This is a genomic window from Acidovorax sp. FG60 (assembly GCF_057808995.1).
Window position 1 is genome coordinate 196,821 of the sequence record NZ_JBMDJC010000008.1, and the last position, 24,410, is coordinate 221,230.

The 24,410-nt window shown below is 62.4% G+C and carries 21 protein-coding genes and 1 pseudogene; 12 read left to right on the forward strand and 10 right to left on the reverse strand.

Annotation, left to right across the window (positions count from 1 at the left end; translation table 11 throughout):
- Positions 1–57: 57 nt before the first annotated feature.
- On the reverse strand, positions 58–933 hold the full coding sequence (locus ACODS0_RS14115) for an alpha/beta fold hydrolase (protein WP_488835606.1): 876 nt from the start codon (positions 931–933) through the stop codon (positions 58–60).
- Between the two features lie 129 nt (positions 934–1,062).
- On the opposite strand from ACODS0_RS14115, the pseudogene ACODS0_RS14120 reads away from it, so the two are divergent.
- A pseudogene (locus ACODS0_RS14120) lies at positions 1,063–1,609 on the forward strand (transposase); the annotation flags it as partial.
- Here the strand turns inward: ACODS0_RS14120 and ACODS0_RS14125 are convergent.
- The 3 genes from ACODS0_RS14125 to ACODS0_RS14135 all read right to left on the reverse strand — a co-directional run bounded on the left by ACODS0_RS14125 (position 1,580) and on the right by ACODS0_RS14135 (position 5,133).
- Positions 1,580–3,094, reverse strand: coding sequence for an AMP-binding protein (locus ACODS0_RS14125; protein WP_488835608.1), 1,515 nt, complete (start codon positions 3,092–3,094; stop codon positions 1,580–1,582). The pseudogene ACODS0_RS14120 and the gene ACODS0_RS14125 sit on opposite strands and share 30 nt — an antisense overlap.
- A complete protein-coding gene (locus ACODS0_RS14130) occupies positions 3,091–4,257 on the reverse strand; it encodes an acetyl-CoA acetyltransferase (protein ID WP_488835610.1) in 1,167 nt (388 codons plus the stop codon). The genes ACODS0_RS14125 and ACODS0_RS14130 overlap by 4 nt, the downstream gene beginning before the upstream one ends.
- A 315-nt stretch (positions 4,258–4,572) precedes the next feature.
- Positions 4,573–5,133, reverse strand: coding sequence for a response regulator transcription factor (locus tag ACODS0_RS14135; RefSeq protein ID WP_488835612.1), 561 nt, complete (start codon positions 5,131–5,133; stop codon positions 4,573–4,575).
- A gap of 119 nt (positions 5,134–5,252) precedes the next feature.
- On the opposite strand from ACODS0_RS14135, the gene ACODS0_RS14140 reads away from it, so the two are divergent.
- From ACODS0_RS14140 to ACODS0_RS14155, 4 genes are all read left to right on the forward strand, one after another.
- A complete protein-coding gene (locus ACODS0_RS14140; protein WP_488835614.1) occupies positions 5,253–5,471 on the forward strand; it encodes a hypothetical protein in 219 nt (72 codons plus the stop codon).
- On the forward strand, positions 5,468–6,814 hold the full coding sequence (locus ACODS0_RS14145) for a branched-chain amino acid ABC transporter substrate-binding protein (protein ID WP_488835616.1): 1,347 nt from the start codon (positions 5,468–5,470) through the stop codon (positions 6,812–6,814). Before ACODS0_RS14140 ends, ACODS0_RS14145 begins: the two co-directional genes overlap by 4 nt.
- A 367-nt stretch (positions 6,815–7,181) precedes the next feature.
- Positions 7,182–8,696 (forward strand): FadR/GntR family transcriptional regulator, encoded by a 1,515-nt coding sequence (locus ACODS0_RS14150; protein WP_488835618.1) that lies wholly within the window; start codon positions 7,182–7,184, stop codon positions 8,694–8,696.
- A 110-nt stretch (positions 8,697–8,806) separates the two neighbouring features.
- On the forward strand, positions 8,807–9,805 hold the full coding sequence (locus tag ACODS0_RS14155; RefSeq protein ID WP_488835620.1) for an MDR family oxidoreductase: 999 nt from the start codon (positions 8,807–8,809) through the stop codon (positions 9,803–9,805).
- Positions 9,806–9,885: 80 nt separating this feature from the next.
- Here the strand turns inward: ACODS0_RS14155 and ACODS0_RS14160 are convergent, their stop codons facing one another.
- The 4 genes from ACODS0_RS14160 to ACODS0_RS14175 form a co-directional block, all read right to left on the reverse strand.
- Positions 9,886–10,044, reverse strand: a complete 159-nt coding sequence (locus tag ACODS0_RS14160; RefSeq protein WP_488835621.1) for a rubredoxin — start codon at positions 10,042–10,044, stop codon at positions 9,886–9,888.
- Positions 10,045–10,070: 26 nt separating this feature from the next.
- Positions 10,071–11,363: a cytochrome P450 gene (locus ACODS0_RS14165; protein ID WP_488835623.1), complete on the reverse strand. Its 1,293-nt coding sequence runs from the start codon at positions 11,361–11,363 to the stop codon at positions 10,071–10,073.
- 72 nt (positions 11,364–11,435) lie between these two features.
- Positions 11,436–12,359 (reverse strand): replication protein RepA, encoded by a 924-nt coding sequence (locus tag ACODS0_RS14170; protein ID WP_488835625.1) that lies wholly within the window; start codon positions 12,357–12,359, stop codon positions 11,436–11,438.
- Between the two features lie 98 nt (positions 12,360–12,457).
- On the reverse strand, positions 12,458–12,781 hold the full coding sequence (locus ACODS0_RS14175) for a 2Fe-2S iron-sulfur cluster-binding protein (RefSeq protein ID WP_488835627.1): 324 nt from the start codon (positions 12,779–12,781) through the stop codon (positions 12,458–12,460).
- A 115-nt stretch (positions 12,782–12,896) separates the two neighbouring features.
- On the opposite strand from ACODS0_RS14175, the gene ACODS0_RS14180 reads away from it, so the two are divergent.
- Positions 12,897–14,342, forward strand: a complete 1,446-nt coding sequence (locus tag ACODS0_RS14180) for an MmgE/PrpD family protein (RefSeq protein ID WP_488835629.1) — start codon at positions 12,897–12,899, stop codon at positions 14,340–14,342.
- A gap of 63 nt (positions 14,343–14,405) precedes the next feature.
- Here ACODS0_RS14180 and ACODS0_RS14185 read toward each other — a convergent pair whose 3' ends face one another.
- Complete coding sequence (locus ACODS0_RS14185; protein ID WP_488835631.1) at positions 14,406–15,422, reverse strand: Bug family tripartite tricarboxylate transporter substrate binding protein; 1,017 nt, start codon at positions 15,420–15,422, stop codon at positions 14,406–14,408.
- Between the two features lie 229 nt (positions 15,423–15,651).
- Here ACODS0_RS14185 and ACODS0_RS14190 point away from each other — a divergent pair, with 229 nt between their 5' ends.
- Complete coding sequence (locus ACODS0_RS14190; RefSeq protein WP_488835633.1) at positions 15,652–16,848, forward strand: alpha/beta hydrolase family protein; 1,197 nt, start codon at positions 15,652–15,654, stop codon at positions 16,846–16,848.
- 63 nt (positions 16,849–16,911) lie between these two features.
- Here the strand turns inward: ACODS0_RS14190 and ACODS0_RS14195 are convergent, their stop codons facing one another.
- Positions 16,912–17,523, reverse strand: coding sequence for a VOC family protein (locus ACODS0_RS14195; RefSeq protein ID WP_488835635.1), 612 nt, complete (start codon positions 17,521–17,523; stop codon positions 16,912–16,914).
- A gap of 165 nt (positions 17,524–17,688) precedes the next feature.
- Here ACODS0_RS14195 and ACODS0_RS14200 point away from each other — a divergent pair, with 165 nt between their 5' ends.
- The 5 genes from ACODS0_RS14200 to ACODS0_RS14220 all read left to right on the forward strand — a co-directional run bounded on the left by ACODS0_RS14200 (position 17,689) and on the right by ACODS0_RS14220 (position 24,339).
- Positions 17,689–18,684, forward strand: coding sequence for an enoyl-CoA hydratase/isomerase family protein (locus ACODS0_RS14200; RefSeq protein ID WP_488835637.1), 996 nt, complete (start codon positions 17,689–17,691; stop codon positions 18,682–18,684).
- A 14-nt stretch (positions 18,685–18,698) separates the two neighbouring features.
- Positions 18,699–19,940, forward strand: coding sequence for a CaiB/BaiF CoA transferase family protein (locus tag ACODS0_RS14205; RefSeq protein WP_488835760.1), 1,242 nt, complete (start codon positions 18,699–18,701; stop codon positions 19,938–19,940).
- Between the two features lie 52 nt (positions 19,941–19,992).
- Positions 19,993–21,609, forward strand: coding sequence for an FAD-dependent monooxygenase (locus ACODS0_RS14210; RefSeq protein WP_488835639.1), 1,617 nt, complete (start codon positions 19,993–19,995; stop codon positions 21,607–21,609).
- Positions 21,610–21,737: 128 nt separating this feature from the next.
- Positions 21,738–23,087, forward strand: a complete 1,350-nt coding sequence (locus ACODS0_RS14215; RefSeq protein WP_488835641.1) for a DcaP family trimeric outer membrane transporter — start codon at positions 21,738–21,740, stop codon at positions 23,085–23,087.
- Between the two features lie 37 nt (positions 23,088–23,124).
- Positions 23,125–24,339 (forward strand): NAD(P)/FAD-dependent oxidoreductase, encoded by a 1,215-nt coding sequence (locus ACODS0_RS14220; protein ID WP_488835643.1) that lies wholly within the window; start codon positions 23,125–23,127, stop codon positions 24,337–24,339.
- Positions 24,340–24,410 lie beyond the last annotated feature (71 nt).

Here is a 24,410-nt window from a genome sequence, read left to right on the forward strand (position 1 = left end):
TAGCGTTAATGCACCGCCTCTAGTGCAGTAGCGCCCGCCGCATGACGGAAACGTTGCTTATGCTGCGTGTGAGCGCAACCAGGCAACGATATCGGCAGTCACCTCGCCGCGGTTGGTCTCATTCAGTATTTCGTGGCGGGCGGCCGGGTACAGCGTGACAGTTACATCGGCTATGCCTGCATCGCGGTAGCGCTGGCCCAATAGCTGAATCAGCGCACCACCACCGGCGAGCGGGTCGGCGTCGCCGGAAGCGATCAGGATTGGCAGGTCGCTGCGGATGCCTGCCAGCAGCGCTGTATCAGCCAGTCGGGATGCGGGCGCGAACAGCGAAGGAATCACATCGTCCGGAACGTCCCACCCGCACCAAGGATCGGCGACGTAGGCGTCGACTTCTGCGTCGTCGCGCGAAAGCCATTCGTATCCCGTGCGGTGTTCAAAGCCTGCATTGAAAGCCTCCAGTCCGGTGGGCGCGTCTGCAGGTGCATTGGCCATACCGGCGGCAAACATGTCGAGCGCAGTCGATCCGGACAGAATCGCTCCCGACCATGTCGATGCGTGAGCGAGGAGCGCCGCCTGCGCTGCAAACGATCCCATCGAGTGCCCAAATAGAAACAGCGGCAGGTTGTCATGTTGCGCGCGCAGCACGGCTCCGAACTTTGCAACATCGGCAATCAGTCCGCCAAAACCAGCCGTGCCGAAGTTACCCAGTCGGCCATTGGCGGTGCGCCCGTGCCCACGATGGTCAACCGCGTGGACAAGGAATCCGGCAGCATTCAGCGCCTTTGCAAATCGATCATAGCGTTCGCCATGCTCGGCGAGACCATGGGCGATCTGTACCACTCCAGCGGGCTTACCGGAAACGTCGGCCCAGGTGTACGTCGCGATCCTGGTGCCGTCTGCGTCGGAGAGAAAGGAGGAGGTCGAAGTGCTCATCATTTAATTCTGACACGTTCGCGGTTCAGCCTGATCTGGGGAAGATTGAGGGTAGGCCCTGTATTCGCAAGGCAGGGCGCGCGCAGCACTAACATGGGAAGAGGGAGCGGTAAGATCCGTTCGCTTTAGGAACCCATGCTGCCCATGAGGTTCGGCTACGTGGAGGGCGTAACCAACGACTACGTTCGTCACGGCACTACGACGCTGTTTGCGGCACTCAATGTTCTCAACGGCGCCGTACTGGCCAGCTGCAAACCCCGACACAGGCATCAGGAATTTCAGTCCTTCTTGCGAGAAATTGACAAGGCCGTCCCGTTGGAGCTCGGCAGGCACTGAATCGTGGACACTATGCCAGCCGTAAGCATCCCAAGGTGTGCGCTTGGTTTGCTCAGCGTCCGCAGTGGCACATGCACTTCGTGCCGACATACTTCAGTTGGCTCAATCAAGTGGAGCGCTTCTTCGCCATCAACACCGACAAGGCCATCCGTCGGAGTTCGTTCCCCAGCGTCAAGAGCGGGTCAACAAGATCGAGTTCTTCGTCAGCCGATACAACGAAAACTGCAAGCCGGTCACTTGGACGGCCACCGCTGACTCCATCCTCCAGAAACTCGCTCGACTTTGCGGACGAATTACGGGGACAGGACACCTAGCTCAGGACAGTCAACATCTCGCGTAATGCCATCTTGGGCACCTTGCCATAGCTGTTCTTGGGCAAGACCTGTACAAAGTAGTAGGAGCGCGGGCGCTTAAAGCGCGCGATGTGCGCCAAACAAAGTGCGTCAAGTTCCCCGGATGCGATCCCGTCGCCCACAACGAAGGCCACAGGCACTTCGCCCCATTCCGCGTCGCGCTGGCCGATCACGGCCACCTCGCGTACCTGGGGGTGCCGAAGCAGCACCTCTTCCACCTCGCGGGGGTAGATGTTTGAGCCGCCCGAGATGATCACGTCCTTGGAGCGGTCCTTGAGCGTGAGGAAGCCATCGGCATCCATGCTGCCCATATCGCCCGTGTACAGCCAGCCATCACGCAGCGTCTTCGCAGTGGCCTCGGGGTTGTTCCAGTAGCCGGGCATCACGGTCTCCCCGCGCACCACGACTTCGCCCGTCTCGCCCATGGGCAGGGGCTGGCCGGCCCCATCGAACACGCGCACTTCCACCAGCGACTGCGCCACGCCCACCGAGGCCATGCGCTCGGCCCAGCGCGGGTGGGCGCGGTCGGCCAGCTGCGCGCGCGACAGGGCGGTGATGGTCATGGGGCTTTCGCCCTGGCCGTAGATCTGCGCGAAGCGGTTGCCCAGGGTGTCCAGGGCGGCGCGCAGGTCGTCCACGTACATGGGGCCGCCGCCGTAGACGATGGTCTTGAAGCCCGACGGGTCGGCGCCCGTGGCGCGCACGTGCTCCACCAGGCGGTGCACCATGGTGGGCGCGGCGAACAGGGTGAGCTGGCCCACGGACGCTGCCAGCTCCACCAGCTCAGCGGGCTCGAAGCCGCCCGATGCGGGCACCACGTGGCGCCCACCGCGCAGCACCTGGGCGTAGTTGTACAGGCCCGCGCCGTGCGACATGGGCGCGGCGTAGACCATGGCGTCTCCGGGCAGCACGTCGTCCACGTCGGTGAAGTAGCAGGCCGTCATGGCCAGCAGGTTGCGGTGCGTCTGCATCACGCCCCTGGGGCGGCCCGTGGTGCCCGAGGTGTAGAAGAGCGAGGCCACGTCATCGGGCGCGCGGTCCTGCACGTCCATGGGCGCATGGCGCACGGCGGCCTCGTAGGCATCGCAGCCCAGCACCAGCGTACTCGCCGGTGGTGCGCCAGCCTCCCGCGCTGCGGCCGACAGCGCCTGCGATACCAGCACCGCGCGCGCTCCCGAGTCACTCAACACGTAGGAAAATTCCCTGGCGTGCAGCTTGTAGTTGACGGGCACCGACACCGCTCCTGCCCAGACGATGGCGTGCAGGGCTTCCAGATACTCCGGGACATTGGCCGCATAGATAGCCACGCGATCGCCGGGCTGCACGCCGTATCGTGCGCGCAGGCAAGCCGCCAGGGCAGCGGCACGCGCGCCCAGGGCGCCATAGGTGAATAGCAATCGGTGGCCGCGCAGCACGGCGGGCTTGTGGGTGTGGATCTGCGCGCTGCGGCGCAGCAGGTGGGCTATGTTCACCGGGCGCGCTCCAGGATGCTCACGTAGTTGGCCACAGCGGAGCCGCCCATATTGAACACACCCGCCAGTTCGGAGCCGGGCACCTGCAGGTCGCCCGCCTCGCCCACGAGCTGCATGGCAGAGATCGCGTGCATTGATACGCCCGTAGCGCCGATGGGGTGCCCCTTGGCCTTGAGCCCACCCGAGGCGTTCACCGGCAGGCGCCCGTCGCGCTGCACCACGCCATCTTCTAGCAGTCTGTGGCCCTGGCCTGCGGGGGCCAGGCCCATGGCCTCATAGGTGAGCAGCTCGGCAATGGTGAAGCAGTCGTGCACCTCGGCCAACGAGAGATCGTTCACACCACAGCCCGCCTGCCGCAGTGCCTGTTGCCAGGCGCGCCGGGGCCCCTCGAAGTCGACCACTCGGCGCCGGGCCATGGGCAGGTAGTCGTTGACCTGGGCGCGCGCGCGAAAGCGCACTGCGCGCGGAAAGTCTGGCGCCGCGCCATCCGCAGCCAGGATCAAGGCAGCGGCGCCGTCGGACACCAGCGAGCAGTCGGTCTTGCGCAGCGGCGGCGCGATAATGGGATTGCGCTCCGACACGGTATTGCAGAACTCAAAGCCCAGATCCTTGCGCATGTGCGCCCACGGGTTGAGCACGCCGTTGGCATGGTTCTTGGCCGCGATGCGCGCGAGCGTGGTTGAGTGGTCACCGTGCGCGGCGAAGTAGTCTCGCGCGATGGCCGCAAAAATGCCCGGGAAGCCACCCGGCGGCTCACCCATCTCGCCCGAATAGCCACAGTCGCCCAGGATGCGTGTGGTCTCGGCGCCCGAGACGGCGGTCATCTTCTCCGCACCGACCACGAGCGCCACGAGCGCGCGGCCCGCCTCGATGGCGTCGCAGGCCGCGTAGATGGCGGCCGAGCCTGAGGCGCAGGCGTTCTCCAGCCGCGCGGCGGGCTTCCAGCGCAGCGCGTCGTCGCACTGCAGCGCGAGCGACGAGGCAAAGACATCGGGAGTGAACCCACCGTTGAGGTTACCCAGCCAGACCCCGTCGACATCTGTGCCGTCTATGCCTGCGTGGGCAAGAGCGCTGCGGCCTGCTTGGGTGATGAGGTCTTCTAGCGTTAATCCATCAAGTCTGCCGAACGGCAGATGCGCCCAACCCACAATCGATACAGCCATGCCGGCACTCTCCAGTTCAAAAAAAATTCAAAGCGGTGGAGGTACTTTAGGTAAACCGTCAGTTCGTGCACAGTTGGCCAAATACTCTAGGGAAAACCCGTAATTCAAGTCAGGATATCCAGGTGTCACCCCCGGTATTGCATGGATGAAAAGCGCTGGTCCTCTCATCCGCATCTGCTCAATAGGCGGCAATGTGGTCGTCCGGCTAGCGATGGGTAGGCATATGCTGTGTCAAGCCGTGATGTCCGATTCGCAAGCCACAGGGGCAAGCCATCTGTGCAGTGCGCATCAAGTGCATGGTTTATCTTCGCAGACCTATCCCCGGCCCATCAGGCGCGCCACCAGTTCGCTCGCGCTGGTGACACCATACTTGCGCATGAGTCGGGCACGATGGGCTTCGACGGTTCGATGTCCAATCCCCAGGTTCAGCGCGATCTGCTTGCTGGATTTGCCTTGAACCAGAAACTGAGCAATTTCGCGCTCGCGTATTGTCAGTGAATGCGTCACGGGCCGAACGGCCGAGATATCCTCAAACACCCAGACTGTAGTAGCAAAGGGATCGTCTCGATTCGCCGTCCGACCCATCACATGGCACCAGAAATGCTCACCTGACCGCTTGCGCATGATGCGGTCATCGCCGTAGGTGCCTTTCTTTCTCATCAACTGTATCGCGCGTTCCCCCGCATGTTGAAACTCGGTGCTGGTGGGATATAGACATTCGAGAGAGGATCCTTGCAGCATGTGCTGGGCATACCCGAAGATGTCGCAGAACGCTTGGTTATAGGAGTGAATTCTGCGCTGGCGGGATACCAAGAGTCCTACGGGGGCGATGTCAAAAACCAAAAGCAGATCGTTGTGATCAGGCGAGGTCGGCATTCCAGGTCACTTAGCCCAATAGATGGCGTGTGGGTTTGCTGAAGGGTGCCGCACGCGCCAGTGCGTGGACGTCATAACAGTACACTGTCATCTGAAGACATTTATCGAAGAGCCTTTTCGTGCAGATTGAACGCATTCGAGGACGCTATGGTGCCAGAGAGAGCACCCTTCTGCAGCGGCTTTTTGAGACAGAAAGTGAAGCAGGAAAGCAGGTCTCGTTGCGTCGAATAAGCTTCAGGACAAAGCGGGTTGTACATCCTGATCGGCTCTCGATGTGGCTGCCGCATGCCCAGGAGTTGCGTGCGGCGGCGTTGCTTTTCAAGGGAAGAAGTGCATGAATAAATTGCGATCCGGGGGCTTGAAAGCAGGCGCCGCGGCATTACGTCCTTCCGTTTTGGCCGCTGTGGTGGGCCTCGCGGGCGCGCTGACGGCGCCCACGTCGGCCTGGGCCCAGGGGGCCGCTCCCGTGGCTGCAGCGACCCAGGTCCGGCCGGTGAAGGTGGCGCTCATCGAGAGCCTGTCGGGGGCGTTCGCCAACACGGGCGAGGCGGTCTACCGCAACATCTACTGGGCCCTGGAGCGCGTGAACGCGCGCGGCGGCGTGCAGCTGCCCGCCAGCGCGGGCGGGCCGCGCCTCTTGAGCCTGGAGCGCTACGACAGCAAGGGCTCCAACGAAGAGGCGCTGTCGGCATTGCGCGCGGCCATCGACGACGGCGCGCAGGTGGTGATGCAGGGCAATTCGTCGGCCACGGCGGCGGTGCTGATCGAGGCCATCAACAAGCACAACGAGCGCGATCCGGGCAAGCGCGTGGTCTTCCTCAACTACTCGGCGGTGGACCCGATCCTCACCAACGAGAAATGCAGCTTCTGGCACTTCCGCTTCGATGCCCATGCCGACATGCGCATGGCCGCGCTCATGGAGGTGATGCGCGAGGACAAGGCAATCAAGAGCGTGTACCTCATCGGCCAGGACTACAGTTTTGGCCAGGCCGTGCTGCGCGAGGCCAGGAAGCAGCTCGCCGCCCAGCGCCCCGACGTGGCCGTGGTGGGCGAGGAGCTGCACCCCATCGGCCGCGTGAAGGACTTCGCACCCTATGCCGTGAAGATCAAGGCCAGCGGCGCGCAGGCCGTGGTCACGGGCAACTGGGGCAACGACCTGACCCTGCTCGTGAAGGCCGCGCGCGAGGTGGGCTACGAGGGCAGCTTCTACACCTTCTATGGCAACGCCATGGGCGCGCCGGCGGCCATCGGCGACGCCGGCATCGGCAAGGTGGTGGCCGTAGCCGACTGGCTGCCCAACGTGCCGGACAGCGGGAGCGAGGCGTTCTACCAGTCCTTCCGCCAGCGCTTTCCCAAGCCGCAGGACGACTACGTGCACATGCGCATGCAACTCATGGTGGAGGCCCTGGCCCAGTCCATCGAGCGCGTGGGCGGCACGGACACGCTGGCCATCGCGCGCCAGATGGAGAGCGCCAGCGTGCAGCTCGCGGGCCGCAGCGGCGGCATGCGCGCGGCGGACCACCAGTTCCAGCAGGCGCTGGTGGTGGGCGTGATGGACAAAAAGGGCGCGCCGGGCGTGAAGTTCGACGTGGAAGGCTCGGGCTACGGCTTCCGCGTGGTGCGGCAGATCAGCGCCGTCCAGGCGCAGCAGCCGCACGGTTGCCAGATGCAGCGGCCATGACCGATAGACTGCAGCCACCTCGGAGAGCAGTTCGCTCGCCGCCCGGGCGTGCTGCCGATGCTGGGCAATCGCCGGAGATTGGGCAGACTTTATAACCGTTGCACGTCAACTGCGGTCGCTGGGCTTGGGTTACCTAGTGGCTGGCGCATCGACGACCAGCCGTGTCCCGTGTCGCGGGGCGGCTCGATGAGAAAAGCTGTCTCGCGCGGGTGAATGAGGCCGTCGAGCTTCGTAGCGTGGTCTCCTTCCAAAGCCGGCCCGGCTCGGCGTCCTACCCCCATACTTGCTTGCACGCCGCACGCCGCACGCGGTAGCCGGTTATCCTCATTAGCAAATCATTTGCCAGAGGTTCTTTTTCCCGAACATTATGCGCACAAGCACAACACACCGCGCCAGCGTACCGGCCAAGAACGTATCGAGCGATCTTTCATCTTCAGACGACAGTGTGGTGGCGCCATCCTCGACCAAAAGGCGAAGCAAGCTCTCGGATGTCGTGGCCGAACGCATCCAGGAAGATATTGCGGCGCTGAACTGGCCAATGGGTCATCTGCTTGGCAATGAAGCGCAGTTGATGGAGACGTACAACATCTCGCGTGCCACGCTGCGTGAGGCTGTGCGCCAACTTGAGCGGCACGGTGTTGCGTCTATGCGACGAGGCTTCGGTGGCGGGCTCGTGGTGCAGGATTCGGCGCGTGCGGCAGCGGTGCAGGCGATGGCGACCTACTTGGAGTTGGCCGATGCGCACCTGGATGAATTATTCGAAGCGCGGGCTATCCTGGAACTGCAATCCGTGGATCTGGCTATCCAGCGGCTTTCGGATGAGGACATCGCGATTCTGCGCACGCAGCTGCGCACGTTGCAACAGGCACCCCACGACGATGCCGCGATGGAGCTTGAATGTGCCAAGGCGATCCGGCTGACGGTCACGGGCGCTTCGCGCAATCTGGCGCTCTCGCTGTTCATGGAGTCGATCGGGAGAGTCACTGGTGGCTTCATGCCGGACGCCGAGCGGTTTGCCGCTATGACAGAGCACCGTGCGCGCGGCCGCGAAACGGTTTGCCGGGTTGCCGAGGCGGTCATTTCCGGCAACCCTCTGGAGGCCGAGCAGGCGGTGCTCGCGCGCGTCGCTTTCGTCAAGCAGGCGGCGGTTGCCAACCTGGAGCGCTATACCCGCACCTCGCGCCGCAAAAGCGTCCTGGAGCGCGGAGCAGCCCCTCAAATAGCGGACTGGGACAGCAGTGGCAAGCTACCTCACCGACTGGCGGTTGCGATCGCGCGTGAGGTGGCTCACGGCAATGTGGAGCCTGGTCAGCGACTGGGATCGGAGCCTGAATTTTTGGCGCGCTACGGCGTCTCGCGCGCCATCTTCCGGGAGGCCATCCGCCTGCTCGAAAGCTATGAGATTGTCCAGATGCGACGAGGCCATGGAGGCGGACTGATCATCGGCAGTCCCAATCCGGCCAAGACCGTGTCGCTCGTGAGCGGCTACCTGCTTCAGGGGAGGCTGAGTTCTGCACAGTTCAAGGAAGTGCTTGAAGGACTGGAGTTGGCCGTCGCCCCTCTGGCCGCCCAACGCGCTGATTTGACACAGATAGAGGCACTGCGGGAGGCTACGAGGACACTGGCTGCTGGCACTCGACGGGAGATGGTGGAGGGCGTGGAGGCCCAGTCGTTGGCGCTGAAATCGTGCATCGATAACCAGGCAATCAGCCTCATCGGCCAGATCATCCACCAAGTGGCGCCACGTTACCGCTCGGCGCTACCGAGCCTGCAGTCGTGCAGGGAACTGCTGGACCAACATGTCGAACTGCTGGATACCATCGCAGCGCGCGATGCGGCGATGGCGCGCCGCGTAGTGCTGCGCATGCGGATCAGACCATAGGCAATGGCATGCTTTGATGGATAGTGATTTTTTAATAGGATACTATTAACATCCGAGGGCGGCCTGTTCTGGTCGCCGAATTTTCACAACCATCATTAGGACGCATTGCCATGGAGCAGACATTCACCGCCGTTGTCGTAGAGGACGTGGACGGCACCGCCACTACCTCGTTCAAGACCCTATCCATCCAGGATCTGCCGCTGCATGAGGTGCTGGTGCAGGTAGAGTATTCGGGCCTCAATTACAAGGACGGAATGGCGTTGTCCGGAAACCGAAGTAAGGTCGCGCGCAAGTTGCCCATGGTGGGTGGCATCGACTTGGCCGGCACCGTGGTCGAATCCTCTTCGAAGGAATGGAAACCTGGCGACAAGGTGATCGTCAACGGCTGGGGACTGTCCGAGACGCAATGGGGTGGCTATACGCGCTATCAGCGCGTCAAGCCGGAATGGTTGCTTCGCCTGCCCTCCGGTTTCACCACCGAGCAGGCCATGGCCATCGGCACCGCCGGTTACACGGCGGCGTTATGTGTCGATGCTCTGGAGCGCTGGGGGCGGGTCCAGCCTGGTGCTGGTGAAGTCCTTGTGACTGGTGCAGCGGGCGGTGTGGGGTCGATTGCCATCGCACTGCTGGCACGGCGGGGCTATGCAGTCACTGCATCCACTGGGCGGCCGCAAACCCATGACTATTTGCGGCGTCTGGGAGCGTCTGCGTTCATTGACAGGAATGAGTTGTCCGGCAAAGGCGGTCCACTGCAAAAGGAACGCTGGTCGGGCGCGGTCGATTCCGTGGGTAGCTCCACGCTTGCCAACGTGCTCGCGCAGACCGTCTATGGTGGAGCGGTGGCCGCTTGCGGCCTGGCCGGTGGTGCAGATCTGCCCGCCACGGTGCTACCGCATATTTTGCGCGGCGTGGCTCTGCTTGGCATCGATTCGGTCATGGCTCCGCGTACGTTGCGCGAACAAGCCTGGACGCGGCTGGCGCGAGATCTGGATACCGCATTGCTGGCTGAGATCACTACCGTGGAGCCGATGTCATGTCTACCCGCGCTGGCATCTGAGATTCTGGATGGAAAGGTAAGGGGGCGCGTGGTGGTTGACGTTCAGCGGTGAGCTCAGCGCGTCTGCTCTGCGCAAAAAAAAGCGGCGCCAGTTGACTGGCGCCGCGAAGGGAGTAACTCAAGGGGAGAGGGTTACATGGGTTCGTAGAAACTCTTGTCCACGCCGCACTCAGGGCATGCCCAGTCGTCGGGAAGATCCTCGAAGCGAGTGCCAGGGGCAATGCCATGCTCGGGATCGCCCAACTCTTCATCATAGATGTGCCTGCAGGTCAGGCAGCGCCACTTTCTCATCGTGTGTTCCTTTCTGGTTTGCGGATTCACTGCATGGGCCTGGGCTCCACCAGCAATTGCTTCATGACCCGGAACTGCGCAAGCGGGTGGTAATCGAAAGTCTGGTCGGCCAGCAGGCGCATGCGCGGCGCCTTCTGTGTGAGTTGTTCCAGTACCAGGCCGTATTCAAAACGTGCGAGCGGAGCCCCCAAGCAGAAATGCCACTGCTTGCCCAAGGAGAGGTGCTCGCGTGCATTGGGACGGCGGAAATCCAGCGTCTCTGGATTGGGGAAGTGCTGCGGATCACGGTTGGCCGAGCCCGTCAGCATCAAGACGCGCGCGCCGGCGGGGATGGGAATGCCGCCGATCTCGGTGTCGCGTGTGGTCTTGCGGCGTAATGAGATGGCGGGGGCTTCGTAGCGCAACAATTCTTCCACAGCATCCGGTATCAACTCTGGCTCATCGCACAGGAGATTCCACTGGTCGCGGCTTTCGAGTAGACGACGCAGGCCATTAAGCATGGCATTCTGAGAGGTCTCATGCGAGGCGAGCGAGATTGAATAGACTATGTTGAGTACATCCTCAGTCGTCACCTCGCCGTCGCTTTTGCGCGCGACCTCAAGCAGGTCGGTGGTGAGGTCGTCGCCCGGCTCCTTGATGCGGCGCTGTACGTGCGCCGCAGCATAATTCCAGAAATCCACCACTTCCCGAGCTGCCTGAATTTGCTGATCGGGAGACAGTTTGCCGTAGGTGAGCAGAACGCGATTGGTGCACCAGCCCTTGAGAAGGTCGGTGTCCTCCAGTGGAAAGCCCAGCAGCGCGAAGCCGGCGAATGCCGGCAGCGAGTACGCCAGATCAGCCTGCAGATCGGCGACGGGCTTGTTGACCAGCTCATCGATCAGTTGGGTCGCGTAGGCGCGCACGGCCGGTTGCGATTGCGACCAACGTCGGGGTGTGAGGCACTTGACCACCACGGCGCGCATGCGCGTGTGGCGCGGTGCATCGCAGTTGGTCAATGTCGCCTTGCGTGGAAAGCCCGTCGAGAGGATCTGCTGGGCCTCGGGGCATAGTGGCGAGAAGTTGCTGGATGAGCCTTCGGAGGAGAAGGTTTCGCGATCGATGAAGACCTTGACGATATCGTCGTAGCGCGTGATCAGATAGGCATCCAAATCCGGCACGTAGACCACGGGTGCCGCGTCCCGTAGCTCCTTGAAGATCGGATAAGGATCCTCCCGGTAGCGATCGCCAAAGGGATCGAAATCATGGGCGACAGGGCACCGGGAGGGAGTCGTTGCTGCGGTCATCATTTCCTTTCTAAGCACCATATCGGTGCGGTTCATAGGGCATATGGACTATAGGAATCCCAGCCCGCGATGCCAAGTTGGAGTCTTGCGTCATGGCGCACGCGGGAGTCATGCTGGCGGCGGGCTGGGGTGGAGCACAAGTCCGTGCGCCGTGACGTCGATCCTGGCCTCGGGATACACAGCGAGAGCCAGGCGCAGTGCATCCAGGTAGCGCGGCCGCATCTGGCTGAATCGCTTGTAGTTCGTGCCAAAGCGGGCGGCCAGGGCGGGCCACGGAATGGCCACGGAGGCTGGAAGCGTGGGCAGGCGCTGGCTCATCAGGATGTACTGATCCATTGCCGTGCCGTTGTGACTGATGCACTGTATGGCTGAGCGGCGCACGCGCACGGCCGATGCTCGGATGGCCTGAAAAACAGCCTCGTGAAGGACGGCACGCGCGGGTATGCTCTCCTCGGCATGGCACTGCGCGGTGCCATGCGGCTCTCCTGAGGCATTGGAGAGGCCGCGCACCAACGGGGCGTGCAGCGGCTGAGCGCTGAAGGACTTCCACATGATTGACAGCTGGCAGTCGAACAAGCGCGTAGCTTGTTCGCGGATGATGCGGTAGGTCATGCCGCCGGGTGTTTGCCGTGTCATCGAACGTAGCCACGCGTGCATGCTGGGGCCGAGCTCCACCTCCGGTGAGTTGTTGCGTATGGCTTCGGTCTGAAGATAGAGCAGCACCATGCGGGCCTTGGCGCCATAGGGCAGACCCGTTGCGTTGCGTGATTCGTAGCGCAGACAAGCCTGTGCGCATTCGTGCTCCCAGCGCAATGGAACTCCGGGGTGATCCAGTTTTTTATGTGGCAGACCCGTCACAAGTACGCTCGCATACAGCGCATCGTCCGAACCGTTGGCATCAGCGGCGCGCGCGGCTAGCGTGGCGACCGCTGCATTTACCGAGGCACGCTGCTGTTTTGTGGCACAGCGTTGGCGTACGACTCCGATGCCATCGAGTGCTATAGCCTGGTGCAGATTAAATAGGCCCGCCATGGGCCTCTGCGCAGCGGATGGCGTATCCGGGTGGTGTTGGAACGAATTTGCAGGCATCGTCGTCGTGGCGCATGGGTGGTTGGGTATGCATTGGCAGTCTATGCACCGTCCGTTTTGGGAACGTGCACCACAAGGCCGCCGAGACCTGGGTTGACGACGATCTGGCAGATCAGCCGGCTATTCGCTTGCAGGTCGAGCACACCATCAAGCACCGCCAGTTCATCCGCTGTGGGTGCAGGCACGCGTGCCGAGGATGCATCTTCGACGTAGGCGTGGCAGGTGGCGCAGCTACAGGTGCCACCGCAGTCACCCAGGATTCCTGGCATCGATTGGTTGACGGCCGCCCGCATCAGCGTCTCGCCGTCTGTGGCCTCTACGCTGTGTTCCGTACCGTCGTGCTCAATGAATAGGATGCGTGTCATGGGTGGCTCCAGATTCCGTGGTTCAAAAGAAGAATGGATGTATCGATTGATTTAGTATACTATTTGATGGAAATTTGAGAAATTCAGAAAAACCCCTATCAGAAAAGGAGGCATCATGGTTACTGATGAACTGGTCGATTTCATCGTTAGGACGCGCTACGAGGAGCTTCCGGGGGCGGTACGCGAGATGTCGCGCACTTTCATTCTTGATGCCATCGGGGCGGCGTTTGGCGGTGCTGGAACGTCCATCGGGCGCATCGCTCTGAATACCGCGCGCATCTTTGGGGGTAGTCCCCAGGCCACGTTTTTCGGAACCGGGGAGCGTGGTTCCTTGGCGATGGCGGCCTATGTGAATGCAAAGACCGCCAATGCGCTCGATTTCGATGACGCGCATTTCAACTGGTTGCACATCGGACCCGCTCTGGTGCCTTCGGCCTTGGCCGTGGCACAGGCTTACCGCTGCAGCGGCGAACGTCTGCTGCTTGCCGTGGCTATCGGCTACGATGTGGCCGCGCGGCTGGGACTGGCGATGGGCATGCCGTTCACGTTGGGCAAAGAAGGCGAGGTGGAGCTACCGCCAATCCTTGGCACCGGCTGGAAGGCGGTAGGGGCGGCGGCGGCTGCTGCTGTGCTGATGGACCTCACTACGGAACAGGTGCGTCAGACCATCGGGATCGCGGGCGCCAATGCGCCAACCCCTGCGACGTTGAAGTACGAATACCACGCCGATCGTCCTCTGCCACTGCAGAAGTCGGTGGATATCGGATGGATGGCGCAGGCTGCCGTGACCGCCGCAGTGCTTGCGCGCGAGGGAGCGACCGGTTTTCATGACATCCTTGAAGGGGACAACGGCTTTTGGCGCATGAATGGCTCGCCGCGCTTTGACGAAGGCGTGGTGCTCCACGAACTGGGCAAACGCTGGCACATACTCGATGCCGGCATGAAGCCTTATCCTTCATGTCGCCATCTGCACGTGGCGGCCGACTGCTTCCGCAGCATTGTGCAGCGCGAGGGTATCCAACCCGAAGAGATTTCGCAGATCCGTATCGGCCTGAGTCCCATGAGTACGCGGCCTACCTGGATGAACTCGAGGCCGCGCAATCTGGTCGAGTCGCAGTTCAGCTTGCCGCACACTATCGCCATGCTTGCCTGTGGCGTGCCGCCGGGACCCGCCTGGCACGCGGACGACAAGCTGGCCGGCGCGCGCTATCAGGCGCTGCGCGACAAGGTGATCATGTACGTGAATCCCTCAACGCGCGATGCGATGCTGGCGCAATACCCTGGCTTCTATCGCGAACTGCCCGCCGAGGTTGATGTCGCAACGGCCCGCGGCTGCTTTAGCCAGAGCGCTCAAGCCGCACGCGGCGATGCCTGGAGCCCTGAACACGCAATGGGAATGGACGAGTTTCGGGAAAAATTCCGAGCGAATGCGCAGCCCTCGGTGGCGGGAAGCGCCAAGCGCGCGCTGGCTCTGGAGCAATTGCTGGCGCAGCTGGAAACGCTAGAAGCGATGGAAGATGTGTCGCGCCTGCACGAATCGTTGGCGGCGGTCGTAGCCTGAGCAAACAGGCAGTGCGAACACCTCGGGACGGCACGAAAGCGCCCCGAGGATGCGTGAGAATCCTCAGTCCTGCAACTGAATGTTGCCTTTCGTGATGATCGTCTTGTAGCGCTCGCGCTGCGCATCAAGAAATTTGCCGAAATTCTCACCCACGATGACATTCTGTAAATCGATCTCGATAACCTCTCCATTCTTGAGGAAAGTAGGTGACTGGGTGGCGACCGTGATCTTCTCGATCAACCACTTGACAATCTCGGGCGGTGTGTTGGCTGGGGCGAAGATTCCATTCCAGCTGAAGATCGTCAGGTCGCTATAGCCGAGTTCTCCCATCGTTGGCACTGAAGGAAAAGCAGTGGAGCGTCGCTCGCCCATCATGCCGAGGATCTTGACCTTGCCGCTTTGCTGGAACGTCGCGACTTCCGCTGCGCCTGTCCAGGCCAGTTCAACTTGGCCAGCTGCCGTATCGGTGATCGCAGGGCCTGCGCCACGATAGGGTATGTGGGTCATTTGAAGCCCGAACTTCTGCGCGAATTGCTCACCCGCCAGATGCATGATCGTTGCCGGACCGCCGGAGGCATAGCGTATCTCGCCCGGCTTTGATTGGGTCAGAGCAACTAGCTTGGGGACACTGTCAGCGGGAACGTTGGCATTGGCCGCCAAGTAGATGTTGGCCACCCGTATGCGCGCAATTGGAATGAAGTCCTTGATGCTGAACGGTACCGACTTGCGTGTCAGCGGCCCGAGCAGCAGCGAGTCGGAACCGGTCAGGAGCGTGTATCCGTCCGGCTTGGCTTTGGCCACGTATTCGTTGCCTACGATGCCGCCCGCGCCGGTACGGTTTTCCACAAGGAAGGTGGCGCCGGATGTTTCCTTAAGCGCCTGCGCGAGCTTGCGCGCAACCAGGTCGCCTGAGCCTCCGGGAGCGAAAGGCGCCACCAGCGTGATTGGGCGTGACGGATAGGTGTCGGCCAGCGCTTGGGTCTGTGCGATTAGGGCTATCGAGCAAAACCACACGCTGCGATGAAGGATCGTTTGCCATGCACGGCGGCTAGGGGTGATCGGTTTGGCTTGAAGGTGCATTTTCGTGTCTCCTGGAGAGTTGTAAAAGTTAGAGAAAAAGCTCTCGCCACAGTCAGAAACGCCGGCGTGATCTCCGAATTCGGGTAAGCACCGTGGCTGCAGCTATCAAATAGGATACTATTTGATGGCGTGTTCTTTAATGCATGTAAACCCGCATTACGGTTCGCTTGCCGCATTGGCGTGCTTTTCAGCCGCAGGCGTGCCAAATTCAGCCCCCAAGGAGTTCCCAATGACCATTGCAGACCCCAGCCGCTCCACTTCCATAACCTACGACTACATTCCGCTCAAGTATGAGGAACGGCGTACTTTTGTTGAAACCTACGGCTTTGCCGGCAGCCAGGGCATCGTCCATGTCGATGCCGTGCTGATGCGTCCCGCCAGCGGCGCTCCGTCGGACACGGTGGTTGTGATGATGCACCCCAGCGTCTCACAGCACATCTTGCCTGTGCCACGCGCGCTGGCCGAACAGGGTGTGCATGTGTTGTGTGCGCAAAATCGCTACTTCAGGAATGATTCGGCGTTGATCTTCGAGAAGGCCTTGCTCGACTTGGGGCATTGCATCCGCCATGCCAAGGAAGTGCTTGGGTACCGCCGCGTCGTGCTGATCGGCTGGAGCGGTGGTGGCCCGCTGATCACTTACTACCAGTCCCAGGCCGAGCATCCGACGGTGACACAGACACCAGCGGGCGACCCCGTGGACATCGCCGCAGCAGGATTGATTCCGGCGGACGCCGTGATTTTCCAGGCGGCCAGCATCTCCCGAGCGCGCATCCTGGCCGAGTACATCGATCCGTCGGTGATCGACGAGCTCATGCCCGAGACGCGCAACTTCGAGCTCGACATCTACGACCCCCGCAATCCTCACCAGCCGCCGTATTCATCCGACTTTATCGCTGCCTACCGTGAAGCCCAGCTTGCGCGCGTGCGCCGCATCACGGATGGCGTGAAGGCAACGCTGGATGCATTGCGACGCAAGGGGGGAGCCGAGACGGAGCGGGCATTCTGCGTGCATCGCACCATGGCGGATCTGCGTTTTCTTGATGTCGCCATCGATCCGAATGACCGCACGCAGGGTGTGAGCTTCATCGGCAATCCGGAGTCGGCCAACAGCGGGCCGGCGGGATTCGCACGTTTTTGCACGTTGCGGTCCTGGCTGTCGCAGTGGTCGATCGACGATTCGCGCGCCGATGCGGAGCAGTGCGTGCGGCACATCGGCGTGCCGCTGCTGGTGATCGAAAACGGAGGGGATGATGGCGCACCCGCTTCACATGTGCGGGCGGTGTATGCGGCAGCACGTTCAAGCGATAAGCAGATGCACTGCATCGCCGGTGCGAATCACTATTATGCCCGGCAGCCCGAACTGCTCGGCCAAGCTGTCCGCATCACGCTCGACTGGATGCGTGAGCGTCAGTTGATCGCTCTGTGAGAACTGTTCACTGATCCATCGGACGATCTCCTCCCCGGTGGCCGGGGAGGGCGGCGGTCTTGATCAGTGCGCGTGCTTGTAGCTGCCCTGCAGCTCGTTCACTAGCGCGGTCATGGGCGCCATGTCGCCTTGCGCGCGCGAACGGGCCTTCGCTGCTTCCCAGCGCTGCAAATGGTCCACTGCTTGTTCCGGACTGAGTCCCCAGCCGGTAGTGCACGTGAGTTCGATGCGGACGCCATTCGGGTCCTGGAAGTAGAGGCTGTAGATCACGCTGTGGTCGATGGGCCCTATGAAATCCACACCTTGTTCGCGCAGGTGCTGTGCCCAGGCATCGACGGCTTGCGTGGTGCCCACATCAAGTGCCAAGTGGTTGAACACCGTGTAGGCGGCATGTGACGCGGCGGCAGGGGGTGGCAGGCCGAGGGATTCGAAGAATGCGATGGTCGAGCCGTCACCCATTTCGAAGAACAAGTGGATGTAGGGATAGTCGTCACCCGTAGAGGGAACCTTCTCGTTGATGACCGTGCCAATGAAGCGCATGCCCAACACGCGGGTATAGAAATCCGCGGTCTTCGCTGCATCGGCCGTCACATAGCCCACATGGTGCAGGCCTTTGGGGCGCGCCGAACTGCAGGAATGGGGTGGGGCCTCCGTGATGGGAGTAGTGGTTGACATAGATCATTGCTCCTTTGTGCGCATGAGCCGATGGGCTCTGCCTGTGAATGGCCGTGTATGAATCAATCGGCCGCTGCGGCCCGTAAAAAAAGTGTTGCGGTGCCGTTGCCTTAGCATATACTAATAGTGCACTGTTTACAAATTTGGACGTGAAAACACGTTTCCATGTCGATCAGAGATGGCGGAGCTCAACGCCGCGAGCACGAAGAGAACGTCTTTCGACGGATGAATGAGGAAGCAATCAGCGTGAATCAGGACAACGAATTTCGATATATCGCCTACGGGCTCCAGGATGGAGTGGCGCGCATAACGCTCAACCAGCCCGAGCGCATGAATGTGCTCGGCATCGGCCCCGGTTCGAGCCGCGACGAGATCGCACGCGCAATGGCGCTGGCGGACGCTGACGAGCAAGTCGGAGTGGTCCTGATCGACGCCGCCGGTGGGGCTTTCTGCGCTGGCGGCGATCTGACCGGCGCGGCCCCCGCAGAGACTCCGTTGGATGAGCATCTTTTCAGTGAACGGATATTGCAGTTCTATGCCGCCTTTCGCGCCATGCACAAGCCGGTGATCGCAGCCGTGCACGGGCTTTGCCTGGGTGCCGGCATGGGGATGATCGCGCAGTGCGACATCGTGCTTGCCGCAGACGACGCACGCTTCGGCCTGGTCGAGGGCCGCATCGGCCATCCGGGTGCTTCGGAATTGGTGCCACTGATCGGCGCGACCTGGGCCAAGTACCTCATCCTGACGGGCGACTACATCGATGCCTGGCGCGCCGCAGACATCGGGCTTGTGCTCACGGTGCTCCCGGAGTCCATGCTGCACGAGCGCGCATTCGATCTCGCACGGCGCATTGCGCGCATGCCGCGCGAGTCTGTTCTGCTGAACAAGGCCTGTATTGATGGCATGAGCGACGCCATGGGGCGCCACGCGGCCAGGCTGGTCGGTCGCGCGCACGACACCATTACCAAGTCCATGAGTTCCCATGCCTGCGCGCCGGACGGGCGCCGGTTCGTGGACATCCTGCGCGAAGGCGGCATGCCGGCGCTCAAGCGGGCACGCGATGCGCAGTTCACCGGCTCGTGGCTGGAGCCGCTGCGCCGTGCCTGGCCCGACGCAGGACAGGAAGCCCAGCAGATTTATGAACCGAAAGAGAAGAAGTGACCCTCAAAGCCGCAATGAACACAGGCCCGCTGGACGGCGTGCGCATCATCGACATGACGTCTGTGGTGATGGGGCCCTATGCCACCCAGATCCTTGCTGATTTCGGCGCCGACGTGATCAAGGTTGAATCGCCTGCGGGCGACACGACCCGCAGAGTGCCGCCCATGCGGCATGACGGTATGGGCAGCACCTTTCTGCATGCGAACCGGAACAAGCGCAGCATCGTCATCGACCTCAAGCACCCGGATGGTGTAGGCGCGCTATTGGTGCTGCTGCGGACAGCGGACGTCCTGGTCTACAACGTGCGGCCGCGCGCCATGGAGCGGCTGGGCCTGGATCAGGAACGCCTCGCCGCCGCCAATCCGCGGCTCATCACCATTAGTCTTGTGGGGTTCGGGCAGGACGGACCATACGCGGATCATCCTGCGTACGAGGACCTGATACAGGGGCTGACGGCCGTGCCGTCCATGCTGGTCGATGCTGGATCCGAGGCTCCGCACTACGTGCCACTGTCCTTCAATGATCGGGCCGTGGGTCTGAACGGCGCCATCGCACTGGTCTCGGCACTGTACCGGCGCGAGCGTAGCGGGCGCGGCCAGCACATCGAGGTGCCGATGTTCGAAACCATGGTACAGGCCACCTACGGTGACCACCTGGGCGGTCTGACCTTCGAGCCGCCGCTAGGAGGACCAGGCTACTTGCGTCAGCTCAACAAGGAGCGCAAGCCTTACCGCACGCTTGACGGCTACATCTGCGTCATTGCTTATACCGACCGGCACTGGCAGGCTTTTTTCGAGCTCATTGGGCAGCCAGCCGCTATGGCGGCCGATCCGCGCTTGCGCGATATCGGCAGCCGTACGGAGCATGCCAGTGCAGTCTATGCACTCATGGCCGAGCACATGGGCACGCGCAGCACGGCTGAATGGCTCAAATGCCTGCGCGAGGCAGATATTCCCGCCGCGCCACTGCACACGCTCAGCAGCATTCTCGAAGACCCCCATCTGGTCGCTACGGGCTTCATCCAGACCGTGGAGCACCCTACCGAGGGGCTAGTGCGCCAGATAGGTATTCCGAGCAAATGGAGCGAGTCGCCGCCTTCGGTGCGACGGCAGGCACCACGCCTGGGTGAGCACAGCGTGGAGGTGCTGCGGGAGGCCGGGCTCGATGCTCAGAGCATCGCCGCGTTGATCACCAGTGGGGGAATCCGCACAGCCTCGGATCCCACACCCCCGGGTGCGCCGTCCGTGGGCAAGTAGTCCTTTCCGGTATCTGTACACGTGTTTCATAAATAGAGCAGGAGACAAGCACATGAGCAAGACCATCGAAACCCCCGTGCTGATCGTTGGCGGGGGGCCAATTGGGCTGGCGCTCGCGCTCGACCTCAACCACATGGGCACCGCCAGCCTCGTGGTCGAGCGCGACCCAGGAACGGCCACGGTGCTGCTTGCCAAGGCAGGCACCGAAAACGAGCGCACCATGGAGTTCTGCCGACGCTGGGGGCTGATCGACAAGATCGCAGCCTGTTTCCCAGACGATCACCCACGCGACAACGTTTTTTGCACCTCACTCACCGGCCATGTGGTGGCGCGCACGCCCGTGCCTTCCACCGCAGAGCGCGGCGTGCCGTTGGTGGGGCCGGAGATGCTCCGGCGCTGCGCTCAGTATGAGTTCGACCCCATCCTGGCCGAGGCGGTGCATGCAAGCAGCCATGCGCGCATTCGTTATGGCGTCAACTTCGAAAGCATGCGGGAAGATGAGAATGGCGTGATCTCGGAACTGACGGACGCCACCTCGGGTGAACGCATCACCGTGCACTCGCAGTACGTGGTGGGCTGCGACGGTGCCGGAAGTGCGGTGCGCAAGCAATTGGGCGTGCCGTTCGAGGTGCTGGCGCAAATGGATTTCTCGCTCAGCGCCATGCTGCGCATTCCGCAGTTCGAGCGCTACCACTTCCATGGGCGCTGTGAACGCTTTCTCTTCATGGGCGCCGACGGCATCTGGGCCAACATGACCACGGTAGATGGACGTGATCTGTGGCGCTTCACGGTGGTCGGCTCGGAAGCGGCGTTGGATCCTCAGCGCTATGACATCGCGCCCGTGATCCGGCGTGCCTTCGGTGATGCTCAGGTGCCCTACGAGATCGTGCGCATGATGCCCTGGCGCCGCGCGCAGACGCTGGCGCAGACCTACCGCGTGGGCCGCGTGCTGCTTGCGGGCGATGCCGTGCACACGACGTCGCCAACGGGTGGCCATGGACTCAATACCGGGATTGGGGATTGCACCGACGTGAGTTGGATGCTCGACGCCATGGTGAAGGGCTGGGGCGGCCAGCGTTTGCTGGAGGCCTATACGCGCGAGCGTCGGCCGGTGGCGCTGCGCAATTTTGGCAGTTCCACGCAGAACTACCGTGCCTGGGTGGGGCCGGGCATGGCCAATGTGGAGGCTGGAGGGCCTGTGGGCGACGCCGCGCGGCGCAACGTCGGCAATTACCTGAGCGTGGCGCTGCATCAGGAATGGTTCTCGCAGGGCATTGCGCTGGGCTACCGTTATGAAGACTCGCCCATCGTCGTGCCCGATGGAACGGCGCCGCCGGCCGACCACCCGAGCTTTTACCTGCCGACAGCGCGTCCAGGCCACCGGGCACCGCACGCTTGGCTCGCCGATGGCCGCTCCCTGCTGGACCTGTTTGGACGCGGCTTTGTGCTGCTGCGCTTTGGCGCGGATGCTCCAGACACCCGGCCGCTGTGCCTGGCCGCGCACAAGCACGGGGTGCCACTGCAAGTCGTCGACATCGATCAGCCTGAGATCGCTGCCGCCTACGAGCGGCGACTCGTGATGGTGCGCCCCGATGGGATGGTCGCCTGGCGCGCTGAAACGCTGCCCGGAGATTGCGGTGCGCTAATCGACCGCGTACGCGGCGCATGAGCCGCAAAAGCCTCAGCGCATCCTTCGAAAAGGAGGTTGGCCGACGACGCATCCAATACCACTTCACCACGAGAGATCAGCTCTTCCCCATTCAATTCAAAACCAATTCAAGAACGACTATGAGACAAATGATCATGACCTTGGCCGCGGCTGCCGTCGCCGTGCCAGCCTACTCCCAGGACGCGAACGACGTTTCCGCATTGAAGGCACAAGTCAATGCCCTCATGCAGCGCATCGAGCAACTGGAAAAGGACAATTCGGCCAAGGCGAGCGCCCCTGCGGCTCCCCAGGATGCAGTCACCAAGGGAAACATCCCCGGCAGCTTCAAGCTGCCTGCTTCCAACACTTCGATCTCGCTGAGTGGCTATGTCAAAGGCCAGATGGCATACAGCAACCGGGGCCCGCTTGGAAACCCGGGTGGCTCAGACGAATTGCTCATCCCATCGATGATTCCGCTTTCCAACACGCCCAACACTGCGCTCAAGAAGAATTACTGGAAAGCATCGGCCAAGGAATCCCGCCTGACGCTGCGCACGCACACGCCTTCCAGCTGGGGGCCGATCACCACGCTGCTGGAGGCGGATTTCTATGGCACCGCGGGGACGGAAACCGCAACGAACTCGAACAACCCGCGGTTGCGCCATGCTTGGGGCACTATCGGCAGCTTCGGCGCCGGGCAGTACTGGTCGAATATTGCCAACCTTTCAGCAGTACCTGAGACGATCGACTTCACGCCACAGATCGGGATTTTCGGACCCTTCCGCCAGGCGGGCTTCCGCTGGACGCAACCTACGAGCTTTGGCTTCTGGTCCGCAGCCATCGAGAACCCCGAGTCGCGCATCATCAGCATGGCAGGCGCTGTGACTGGACCGGACAATGACAAATCGCCGTTGTTCAACGGCAAGTTGCACTTCAAGCTGGGGCCGGGCGAGTACGAGGCTGTCGGCGTGCTGCAGCGGGTGAACACTGCCGAGGCCGCCTTTGGGGCAGAGCCCGCTCCCCAGCGCTCGCTGAGCAAGACGGGCTATGGCCTGGGTTTTTCCGGCTTCATTCCCACGACGGGCGACTACAACCGAATCATGTTCGGCGTGAGCGCGACCCGCAACATGGGACGCACCCAGGGCGCGCTGTTCGGTGACGCCGTGTTGGTGACCAGCGGCACGGGAGCCGCGATGACCGGTGAATTGCGAGGTGTCGATACACGGGGCGGTTTTGTCGCATATCGCCATCGTTGGACGCCCTCGCTTCGTTCCACACTCGCCTATTCCAGGGTGAGCGGGGACTACCCGGACGGTTTGGCTGCCGCCGCAGGGAGTGTGCTGGACAAGTCCTTCTGGACGGCCCATGCGAACCTGATCTGGTCCCCCGCCCCGGAGGTGGATTTGGGAATCGAGTACCTGCGCGCCAGTCGGCAGGTCGAGTCCGGATTGAGCGGCACATTGAGCCGGCTCATGATGTCCGCCAAGTACAAATTCTGAGTCCACCATCAGGCGCATCCTGCCGCAGGGAGATTGAATGCATAGCCAATCCATTGTGATCGTGGGCGGAGGCCATGCCGGGGCGCAATTGTGCGCGGCCCTGGCGGCCCTGGGGCAGGGCGCGCGCGTCCATCTGGTTTGCGAGGAGGACGAGGTACCTTACCAGCGGCCGCCGCTATCCAAGTCGTTTCTTAAGAACTCCACCGAGACATTGCAGACGCTGCGCAGCGCGCAGTGGTATTCCAGTGCAGGCATCACGGTGCACCGGGCTGATCCCGCACTGGCGATCGACCGCGCACATCAGGTGCTGCGACTTCGCTCTGGTGCACAGCTTGAGTACGCTCATCTGGTGCTGGCCACCGGCGTGCGCGCCCGACGGCTGCCCCACCTGCCCGAGGGGCTGGGGAACGTGGCCGTGCTGCGCACCGCTGCGGATGCGCTGAGCGTGCGTGCGCTGCTCGAGGGGCCAGGCAGCCTCACCGTGATCGGCGGAGGCTTCATTGGCCTGGAAGTCGCGGCCACCGCATGCGCGCTTGGCAAGCGCGTGCAGGTGTTCGAATCGGCGCCCCGCCTGCTCATGCGATCCGCCTCCCCTGAGCTGGCGCAACACGTGCTGCAGGTTCATCGCGAGAAGGGCATGGACGTGCGTGTAGGCGTGGCCGTCGGTGGATTCGAGTGTGCGGAGGGGCGGCTTGCAGCGCTGGAGGTGGATGGCGAGCGGCATCTGGTGAATGCGTTGCTGCTGGGGATCGGCGCCGTGCCCGAACATGGCCTGGCGAGCGATGCCGGTCTCGTGTGCGAGAACGGCATCGTGGTCGACGAGTACATGCGCACATCGGATCCGGCCATCCTTGCGATTGGCGACTGCGTCTGTTTTCCCGAGCCCACCACCGGAAGGCGGTTGCGGTTGGAGTCGGTGCAAAACGCCAACGACCAGGCGCGCACGGCGGCTGCCACACTGACTGGCCAACTTCAGGCCTATGGAGCAATTCCCTGGTTCTGGTCTGAGCAAGGGGGGATGCGCTTGCAGATCGCCGGGCTGATGCCCATCGATGGTGTGCGTCATCTCCGTCCCGGCACCACGGTGGACGGCTTCTCGTTGCTGCACTATGACCAGGGCCGGCTGATATGCGTTGAGTCGGTGAACGCGCCGGCTGACCACATTGCCGCGCGCAAGCTGCTAGAGGTGGGGGCGAGTCCGAGTCCTGAACGTGCCTGCGACCCTGGTGTGTCGCTGAAATCGTTCCTGTGACCTCACACGATTGCCGCCGATGACCGTGGGACTGTTGAGTCCCTTCCGGCGTTGAGACGCGATCGAGAAAG

Excerpts from the sequence above, each read along its gene's own strand:
- ACODS0_RS14115 (WP_488835606.1), bottom strand. The coding sequence starts at position 933 with ATGAGCACTTCGACCTCCTCCTTTCTCTCCGACGCAGACGGCACCAGG.
- ACODS0_RS14130 (WP_488835610.1), bottom strand. The coding sequence starts at position 4,257 with ATGGCTGTATCGATTGTGGGTTGGGCGCATCTGCCGTTCGGCAGACTT.
- ACODS0_RS14135 (WP_488835612.1), bottom strand. The coding sequence starts at position 5,133 with ATGCCGACCTCGCCTGATCACAACGATCTGCTTTTGGTTTTTGACATC.
- ACODS0_RS14145 (WP_488835616.1), top strand. The coding sequence starts at position 5,468 with ATGAATAAATTGCGATCCGGGGGCTTGAAAGCAGGCGCCGCGGCATTA.
- ACODS0_RS14150 (WP_488835618.1), top strand. The coding sequence starts at position 7,182 with ATGCGCACAAGCACAACACACCGCGCCAGCGTACCGGCCAAGAACGTA.
- ACODS0_RS14155 (WP_488835620.1), top strand. The coding sequence starts at position 8,807 with ATGGAGCAGACATTCACCGCCGTTGTCGTAGAGGACGTGGACGGCACC.
- ACODS0_RS14160 (WP_488835621.1), bottom strand. The coding sequence starts at position 10,044 with ATGAGAAAGTGGCGCTGCCTGACCTGCAGGCACATCTATGATGAAGAG.
- ACODS0_RS14165 (WP_488835623.1), bottom strand. The coding sequence starts at position 11,363 with ATGAACCGCACCGATATGGTGCTTAGAAAGGAAATGATGACCGCAGCA.
- ACODS0_RS14170 (WP_488835625.1), bottom strand. The coding sequence starts at position 12,359 with ATGGCGGGCCTATTTAATCTGCACCAGGCTATAGCACTCGATGGCATC.
- ACODS0_RS14175 (WP_488835627.1), bottom strand. The coding sequence starts at position 12,781 with ATGACACGCATCCTATTCATTGAGCACGACGGTACGGAACACAGCGTA.
- ACODS0_RS14180 (WP_488835629.1), top strand. The coding sequence starts at position 12,897 with ATGGTTACTGATGAACTGGTCGATTTCATCGTTAGGACGCGCTACGAG.
- ACODS0_RS14185 (WP_488835631.1), bottom strand. The coding sequence starts at position 15,422 with ATGCACCTTCAAGCCAAACCGATCACCCCTAGCCGCCGTGCATGGCAA.
- ACODS0_RS14190 (WP_488835633.1), top strand. The coding sequence starts at position 15,652 with ATGACCATTGCAGACCCCAGCCGCTCCACTTCCATAACCTACGACTAC.
- ACODS0_RS14195 (WP_488835635.1), bottom strand. The coding sequence starts at position 17,523 with ATGTCAACCACTACTCCCATCACGGAGGCCCCACCCCATTCCTGCAGT.
- ACODS0_RS14200 (WP_488835637.1), top strand. The coding sequence starts at position 17,689 with ATGTCGATCAGAGATGGCGGAGCTCAACGCCGCGAGCACGAAGAGAAC.
- ACODS0_RS14205 (WP_488835760.1), top strand. The coding sequence starts at position 18,699 with ATGAACACAGGCCCGCTGGACGGCGTGCGCATCATCGACATGACGTCT.
- ACODS0_RS14210 (WP_488835639.1), top strand. The coding sequence starts at position 19,993 with ATGAGCAAGACCATCGAAACCCCCGTGCTGATCGTTGGCGGGGGGCCA.
- ACODS0_RS14215 (WP_488835641.1), top strand. The coding sequence starts at position 21,738 with ATGATCATGACCTTGGCCGCGGCTGCCGTCGCCGTGCCAGCCTACTCC.
- ACODS0_RS14220 (WP_488835643.1), top strand. The coding sequence starts at position 23,125 with ATGCATAGCCAATCCATTGTGATCGTGGGCGGAGGCCATGCCGGGGCG.